This window comes from Rhizobium leucaenae USDA 9039 (genome assembly GCF_000426285.1).
GTDB classification, from domain to species: Bacteria; Pseudomonadota; Alphaproteobacteria; order Rhizobiales; family Rhizobiaceae; genus Rhizobium; species Rhizobium leucaenae.
In genome coordinates this window covers 1-7,329 of the sequence record NZ_AUFB01000073.1, presented here as the reverse complement: position 1 = coordinate 7,329, position 7,329 = coordinate 1, and the positions used below count along the sequence as shown (strand labels likewise).

5 protein-coding genes and 2 pseudogenes are annotated in these 7,329 nt (G+C 55.4%); 1 reads left to right on the top strand and 6 read right to left on the bottom strand.

Translation table 11 applies throughout. The features are described from left to right. From K290_RS37050 to K290_RS0133015, 4 genes are all read right to left on the bottom strand, one after another. Positions 1 to 244, bottom strand: a 244-nt coding sequence (locus K290_RS37050) for a transposase (RefSeq protein WP_028752708.1), incomplete at its 3' end; no start/stop codon positions are given. A gap of 422 nt (positions 245 to 666) precedes the next feature. After that, a complete protein-coding gene (locus K290_RS0133025; RefSeq protein ID WP_028755383.1) occupies positions 667 to 1,410 on the bottom strand; it encodes an amino acid ABC transporter ATP-binding protein in 744 nt (247 codons plus the stop codon). A gap of 122 nt (positions 1,411 to 1,532) precedes the next feature. Next, positions 1,533 to 2,507, bottom strand: coding sequence for an amino acid ABC transporter permease (locus K290_RS0133020; RefSeq protein WP_004129028.1), 975 nt, complete (start codon positions 2,505 to 2,507; stop codon positions 1,533 to 1,535). 56 nt (positions 2,508 to 2,563) lie between these two features. Continuing rightward, the gene (locus K290_RS0133015; RefSeq protein WP_004129031.1) at positions 2,564 to 3,400 is read right to left on the bottom strand and encodes a transporter substrate-binding domain-containing protein; all 837 of its coding nucleotides are present in this window, start codon (positions 3,398 to 3,400) and stop codon (positions 2,564 to 2,566) included. 613 nt (positions 3,401 to 4,013) lie between these two features. Between K290_RS0133015 and K290_RS0133010 the strand changes: the two are divergent. Next, positions 4,014 to 4,357 (top strand): annotated as a pseudogene (locus tag K290_RS0133010) (glutamate dehydrogenase); the annotation flags it as partial. Positions 4,358 to 4,519: 162 nt separating this feature from the next. Here the strand turns inward: K290_RS0133010 and K290_RS35715 are convergent. Together K290_RS35715 and gltA are read right to left on the bottom strand one after the other, a co-directional pair. After that, positions 4,520 to 5,992, bottom strand: a pseudogene (locus K290_RS35715) (NAD-dependent succinate-semialdehyde dehydrogenase). A 408-nt stretch (positions 5,993 to 6,400) separates the two neighbouring features. Further along, the coding region (gene gltA, locus K290_RS0132980) for a citrate synthase (protein ID WP_028755380.1) at positions 6,401 to 7,329 on the bottom strand (929 nt) is incomplete at its 5' end.

Below are 7,329 nucleotides of genomic sequence, written 5' to 3'. Positions count from 1 at the left end.
CCGAGTCCGGCGCCTGTTGTACCTTCACCGGAACGAAGGCGCGCGGCTCTTCCGCTCTCTCTGCAACACCAAGCTCACGACGCCACCGATAAACCAGTGACCGATCAACGTCGTGACGTCGCGCAACCTCCGTCACCGTCATCTCGCCAGTCAGCGTCTCCGAAACGATCGATTCCTTGGAAGTTCGTGTGAACTTCCGGCGCCGCATACTGCCCGCCAAAATCTCAAGCTGATGGATAGACACGTCGTTATCCTCGTTGTTAGCAACGTGGCGATACCGCTCACCTCAGCAAAACATCGATATCACCGTGACAAAGCAAGGCGGTCCTCGGCGTGGGGATACTGGACCTCTGGAACTCCGGACTTCCTGTGAAGGATCACCAAACATGTAACCGATCGCGCAAGTCTGTGGTTACGACGGCTTCGGTAATATTGTTGGGAGATATCGACAAGCATGGGTGACGGCTAGCTCGCCGGATGCGGTGCCGCTGCGACGGCACCAAGCTGCCGCACGCCTCCTTGCGAAGGCGTTAGACGATAATCAATTGCGTCTTCGAGAAGATATAGGTCGACGCACGCAAAGCCACATTCTCGATAGTTCGCCACGTTAATGACGTCTGGTGTCAGAAGTCTAACCAGACAAAGCCAAGCGTGAAATAACAGCTTTCAATGTGTCAAGATTTGGCTGAGGAACAGCTTTGTTCTGTCGTGCTTGGGGTTGCCAAAGAAGTCATCGGGGTTGCCCTCTTCGACAATTCGACCACAATCCATGAAAATTACCCGATCCGCGACGGCTCGGGCAAAACCCATCTCGTGGGTGACGCAAACCATGGTCATTCCCTCACGCGCCAGACTAGTCATAGTTTCTAGTACCTCCGAAACCATTTCAGGGTCGAGTGCTGAGGTAGGCTCATCAAATAACATCACTGCTGGTTCCATACACAGAGAACGGGCAATCGCGACGCGCTGCTGTTGTCCGCCTGATAATTGGGCTGGGTATTTGTTCGCTTGATCGGGGATGCGAACGCGCTCTAGGAACTTAAGAGCGATCTTTTTGGCCTCTGCCTCGGGCACGCCATTAATCCACATTGGACCGGCCATACAATTCATCAGCACGGTCATGTGGGGAAAGAGATTGAAGTGCTGGAACACCATACCGACATTCTTGCGAACTTCGGTGACGTTACGCATTCTGTTGTGCAACCTGATCCCGTTAATGGCAATCTCACCCTCCTGATGCGCCTCAAGTCGGTTGAAACATCGGATCAGTGTCGATTTTCCCGATCCGGAGGGGCCGCAGATGACGATGCGTTCGCTTTTGCTGACAGTAATATTGACATCAGTGAGTGCCCTGAAGGCGCCGTACCACTTGGAAACGTTCGTCGCTTCAATTATTTTTTCTGCGCTCATCGAGACCTGCTTCTGCTTCGAAGACTTGTGGGATGACGGCACATGCACTGGCGGCATGTTGTCAATCCCCTGCAAAGAGTTGCGCTCATCGGCCCCCTTCACTTCAAATGTATTGCTAAGGGTCATCGTACCATACTCCTCCCGAAATGGCGCTCGAGCCGTGATTGACCAATCTCGAGGCAGACAGACATTGTCCAATAGATGAGCGATGCTGCTATCAGCATCTCCATGTGATGAAACGTCGGCTGACCGATTGTGCGGGCAAGGAACGTCAATTCCCACACGCCGAGTACCGACACAAGCGAACTATCCTTTAGCATTGAGATGAACGTATTTCCCATCGGTGGAATGATGACAGGAAAAGCCTGCGGCAAGATGATCTTGCGCATGGTCAGACCGAAGCCAAAACCGATGGATCTTGACGCTTCCCATTGGCCCCGGTCGATACTCTGGATACCGGCGCGAAAGATCTCTGTCATATAGGCTCCCACACAGAGCGACAACGCCAAGATGCCCGAGGGAACGGCATTGAGCACAATCCCCAACTGAGGCAAACCGAGGTAAATCAGATAAATCTGCATGAGAAGGGGCAGACCCCGGAAAAAAGAGGTGTAAAAACTGGCGGTGGCATATGCGAAGCCATTGCTTGAAAGCTTTGCGACCGCGGCGACAATCGCGATTAGCGAGGCAAAGAAAAGCGAGACCGCTGAAACATAGATCGTAGTCACCACCCCTTGGGAGATGAGGTAAGGCAAATTCTCCCATATGAAGGGCATGCTCAGATTGAATGATCTGAAAAAGGCGAGAAACAGCAGCAATAGTTCCATCCATACGATGCCAATCTGCACCTGTAATGGAATAAATCCAACTACTACGATGTTGAGGCTAAATATGATCGCAAGTACGAAGGCGATCGCAAAACGCCCGTAAATTCCGCTTTGTAGCGGGTCGCCAATAACCGGCCGCATAAGTTCGCCGAAGGTCGTGCCCGCAAGGTTGAACGAAAGAAAAAATGCAAGCATTGCGACGAAGATCAGGGCGACGAACCAAGGCTTATGAACAAGCACCTCGGATTCAACTGTATCCCGATATAGCATGATAGACCCTTCAAGAAAATGGGCCCGGCCGAGCCGGGCCGCTAACGCGTGATGTCTTATTTTTGTTCGCAGTAGTCCACCCCGAACCACTTGATCGACATCTTGGAAAGGGTACCGTCATCTTTCATACTCTTGACGGCGGCCGCGATCTTGTCATTGAATTCGTCGTCGCCCTTCAAAATTGAGATTGCACCTGGCGCGTAGAAGAGGGTACCAAGCACCTTGATCGGATAGCCTGATTTTATTGCTTCACGGGCCACCGTATCATCACCGAGAACCGCATCTAAACGAACACCGTCGCCGAGACGAAGGTCGTCGAATGCGACGTTGCTGGATCCATACGTCTTCACTTGGCCTGGCGTAAATTGGTACTGCACCGGCTTGGCGTCAATCCAACTGGGATTGAAGTTGTGATTGGCGTAGGATTCCGCCACGTTGCCCGCTCCGACGCCGACAATCTTTCCGTCCAAATCCGAAAGCGTCGTCGCCTTGCTGTCTTTGTGAACAACGGCAACTTCTGGCGCCCACACGTAGACAGCTGGGAAGTTTAATTTTTCCGCACGCTCCTTGGTTGGCGTCATTTGACCCATAGAAAGATCCCAGCGACCCTCCCACTGGCCAGAGGTGATGAGATCCCAGGCAGGCGTAACAAACTTGACCTCCACCCCTAGGTACTTAGCAACTCCCTTAGCGATATCGACATCGTCACCATCAAGTTCGTGCTTGTCATTCATGCGCGACATCGGCCCCCAGTCCGTTCCGACCGCAACTGTCAGCGTCTTGGTTGCGCGTACGCGATCAAGTACCTCACCGGCATTTGCTTTGGCTAATGGAATTGCCGAAGCAACCGCGACCGACGACGCCGCTGTCAACATTTTTAAAAATTTGTTCATCCGATATTCCCCTTTGTTAGTGCTTCTTGATTGTCGGCGCGGCTCATCGCGGCGCACCTCGGCTCAGCTTGTGCGTCCCGATCGGTATCCCAGGCTGCTGCCCCGTTTTCGAAGCGTATCGTGTGGTAAATCGAAATGCAACATTTGTTTTAAGTATGTCTGTTCGACCCGAATGTATCGCCGTGAGTTATTGGCTTAATAACGCTGCGGTATCCGTGTTGTGTAGCCGCTTGGCCCGGACCGAAGGGGGCGCGGGTGTCGTCACTTCTTGGAACTAAGTGTAATCGGTCGTCAAAGCGGACGGCCCGGAAGGCCTGATCAGTGGCCACGCCATTTACATTTAAACTTGCCAGGGTGCGGTGTCGCAACCTCGATTGGGGAGCGACATCCAATGGATGGCTCGTGCGCTGGCGCATCAGATGCAGCCCAATGATCTTGAAAGCGATGTTACACCTGATCCATATATCGCAAACTAAGACACTCGTTGCATTAGTGGTCATATTGCGTTAGGCATTGGTTCCGGCTCGTAGGGTCCTTGGGAGTGTGCCCCTACTTACCGGTCCGCCAGACTTGTGCCGTGTTGTTAATGGAAGGATGTTCGCAACAAAGAAGCGGCCTGATCGTCAGCTACTTCGAATGGGTGAAGAATCTCACGCATATCCCTTCGGCTTCGGCTTGATGGAGCGCCGCCGGCGCGAGCGGCGCAACCAGACCATCGCACCGGCCCTCGAATGCATGACCGGTAAGGAGTTCCCTGCCGACATCCGTGACGAGTTCCTCGAAGGCGGCGCGGAAATCGATCTCGTTCGTTCCGGACTGGAAGACGTGATGCGAAGCACCTGGGGGCGCATTGCTGACCTGATGGAGCAGCAACCGGAACTCGGTGACTACCGAACCGCCGCCTATGTCGCGTCAATCCGACAGATCGCCGATGCCTATGAAGCGATAGGTATCTGATCGGCGACACGTACGAAAAGGGCTTCGTTTAGGGGATCAGTCGCTTGAGCTTTGAATTCGCCTCCCAAGCGACTTGGCTGCCGCCGAACAAGGACGGCAGCCTCTTTTTTGCGAGAGAGACTGGTATCAACAGCGTCAAATCGCGGGAGGTCTTAATCCGCGTCAGAGGCCACCCAGGCAAAGGTACTTCATTTCAAGATAGTCCTCGAGGCCGTGGCGGGAGCCTTCACGTCCAATGCCTGACTGCTTGATCCCTCCAAAGGGTGCAGCCTCCGACGACATGCGGCCGGTGTTAATGCCGACCATCCCGTATTCCAGCGCCTCGGCCACACGCCAGACCCGCCTGAGGTTCGAAGCATAGAAATAGGCGGCGAGGCCGTAGATCGTATCGTTAGCGTATCGCACGACTTGCTCCGGGTCGTCGAAACGGATGATTGGTGCCAGAGGACCGAAAGTCTCTTCCTGGGCGATGCGCATTGAGCTGACGACATTTGTAATCACGGTCGGCTCAAAAAATGTTCCGGACGTGCCGATGCGCCGCCCACCACATCGCACTATTGCCCCGTTTTTGACAGCGTCATCGACATGCGCTTCGATCTTTGTCAGAGCATGATTGTCGATCAGAGGCCCGATCGCGGTGTCCTGTTCAAAGCCGTCGCCAACGCGAAGTCTTCGCGCGTGCGCGGTGAACTTTTCAGCAAATTCGTCATAGACGCGTTTTTGGACGTACAGCCGATTGGCGGACACGCAGGTCTGCCCAGCATTGCGAAACTTGGCTCGGATCGGGCCGTCAACGGCGGCGTCGATATCAGCATCGTCGAAGACGATGAAAGGGGCGTTCCCGCCGAGTTCGAAGCTGATGCGCTTGATTTGGTCGGAGCACTAGCGCATCAGTAATCGGCCGACTTCGTTCGACCCTGTGAAACTGATCTTTCGCACCTTTGGGTTTGAACACAATTCACGACCGATAGCGTCACCCTCTGACGCATAGACGAAATTGAGAACGCCCTCCGGGAAACCAGCTGCACGCGCGAGGGCGAACATGGCCCCGGCAACGAGGGGCGTTTGCTCAGCGGGCTTCAAGACAACGGTACAGCCAGCGGCAAGCGCCGGCGAAATCTTGCGCGCTACCATCGAGGCCGGAAAGTTCCAAGGGGTAATGGCCCCGACAACACCGATTGGTTGCTTGATCACCAGCATACGCCTGTCATTGGAGGGCGCTGAAATGGTCTCGCCGTAAATGCGGTTGGCCTCTTCGGCGTACCATTAGAGATATGCCGCCGCGTACAAGACTTCCGATTTCGCCTCTCCCAGCGGCTTTCCCATCTCAGCCGTCAAGATCACGGCAAGATCGTCGCTATGTTCGAGGATCAGCCGGTGCCACTTCCACAGGATGTCCGAGCGCGCCCGGGCGGTGAGCCCAGCCCAAGGCGCTTGGGCAGCATGCGCCTTGTCAATGGCTGCGGAAACCTCTTCGGCACTCATGTCCGGCACCTCGGCCAGCAGATCGCCGGTGGACGGGTTAAAGACCGCAAAGCGCTTCATAGATGTAGCCGTGTGCGTGCTAGGCTCGGATAGGTCGAGGAATTGCTCCGGATTTTTTAGATGCCTCGTTAGCGCAGCAGTGAGCGTCATTCCCGTTCTTCCTGTTCCGATCGTCAACGTCTACAGCTTTGTTCATCTGAACGTTTATGCTGAACGGGGACGCCGGAGCAATGTTGTTCCTGATCGTTGCGGTGAAGGCGGCGCGCAGCTTGACTGAGAGCGATCAAGGTCTCGATTTCACTTTTGCACCTTTCGCCAACGCCTTCCACCGCCAGCAGGGGTAGGGGGTCTAGAGGGGGGCGGCATAGATACGTTTGACGTCCGCGAAGTCGCTGAGTTCAACGAGCAGAACGGTCGCTTTCAACGTCTTCGCATGCTCGCGCTAGGCCTTCGCAAGGGAAGCAAGATTCGTCAAGCACCACTGTTCGGTCGCCATTGCATTCAACCCTGCGAGATCGCAGCTGAGCAGCCGGGTATTCGTTTCATCACGGATGTCGCTCAGCGCTTTGAAAGCGGAACGTATTCGCGCAGCGGTGCGCCGGTATAGAGCTGGCGCGGGCGGCCGATACGCTGATCCGGATCTTCGATCATCTCGTTCCACTGGGCAATCCAGCCGACGGTTCGGGCGAGCGCAAATAGTACCGTGAACATGGTCGTGGGGAAGCCGAGCGCCTTCAGCGTGATGCCGGAATAGAAGTCGACATTCGGGTAAAGCTTCTTCTCGATGAAATAGTCATCGGTCAGCGCGATACGCTCCAGTTCGATCGCGATGTCGAGCAGCGGATCGTCCTTGATGCCGAGTTCGCCGAGGACCTCGTGCGCCGTCTTCTGCATGATCTTGGCGCGCGGATCGTAGTTCTTGTAAACGCGATGACCGAAGCCCATCAATCGGAACGGATCGTTCTTGTCCTTGGCGCGGGCGATATATTCCGGAATGCGGTCGACCGTGCCGATTTCCGTCAGCATGTTGAGCGCAGCTTCGTTGGCGCCGCCATGGGCCGGGCCCCAGAGGCATGCGATGCCGGCGGCGATGCAAGCAAAGGGATTGGCGCCGGAAGAGCCGGCGAGGCGAACCGTCGAGGTCGATGCGTTCTGTTCATGATCCGCGTGCAGGATGAAGATGCGGTCCATGGCGCGGGCAAGCACCGGATTGACCACATATTCCTCGCAGGGCACGGCAAAGCACATGCGCAGGAAGTTCGATGCATAGTCGAGATCGTTCTTCGGGTAAACGAAGGGCTGGCCGATATGGTACTTGTAGGCCATGGCGGCAAGCGTCGGCATCTTGGCGATCATACGAAGGCTTGCGACCATGCGCTGGTGCGGATCGGTGATGTCGGTGGAGTCGTGATAGAAGGCCGACAGAGCGCCGACGCAGCCGCACATGACGGCCATCGGATGCGCATCGCGGCGGAAACCGGTGAAGA